Origin of the sequence: Blautia sp. CAG:257 (assembly GCF_000433815.1) — a bacterium.
Classification (GTDB): domain Bacteria; phylum Bacillota; class Clostridia; order Lachnospirales; family Lachnospiraceae; genus Blautia_A; species Blautia_A caecimuris.
Genome location: NZ_HF999116.1, coordinates 2,003 through 2,574, shown reverse-complemented (window position 1 = coordinate 2,574; position 572 = coordinate 2,003). Strand labels below are relative to the sequence as shown.

At 42.8% G+C, this 572-nt stretch carries 1 pseudogene; it reads right to left on the bottom strand.

Going from position 1 to position 572, the window contains the following annotated elements:
* Nucleotides 1-43: 43 nt before the first annotated feature.
* Nucleotides 44-572, bottom strand: a pseudogene (locus QVP40_RS13005) (SpoIID/LytB domain-containing protein); the annotation flags it as partial.

Genomic DNA, 572 nt, shown 5'->3' with positions numbered 1-572 from the left:
AACAGCTTTCAGTATATAAACATTTGCCGTTATTCCCGGAATTTTATTCTTCATATACAGCAACTTCCATTGCAGGAAAATATGTTCCCAGAATTTCTTTCCAGTTTTTTCCCTCCCTGGCAAGCTGATTCCCTCCATATTGAGAAAATCCCAGTCCGTGTCCTCTTCCTTTACAGAGGAATCGAAACTCTCCCCCCACCTTCTGAATACTAAAATCCGAAGAGGAAAGTCCCATTCCCTGTGCAAAGGCCTCTCCCTCCAAAATATCCTCATCTGCCATAAGGCTTACCACATGCCCGCTGGCGTCTCTTTGCTCTATATTCAATTCAGAAGGCATTTGCTGTTCCGGTATATATGTACTGTTTAAATAAAATGGAGAATTTTTATCTCCGCTGCTGTCTACAGATTTCAGATAAGAATATTCTTGGTCATGAAAGGCCTGTGTTCCATCCCTTGTCTGACCGTTGCTGATCTCATGATAGGGAACAAGTTTCAGTTCACCCTCTGATATCAGCACCTGCCCCCGGGTTTCTTCAGCCGCTTTTTCATAGATTTTTTCCGGAAAAAACCAC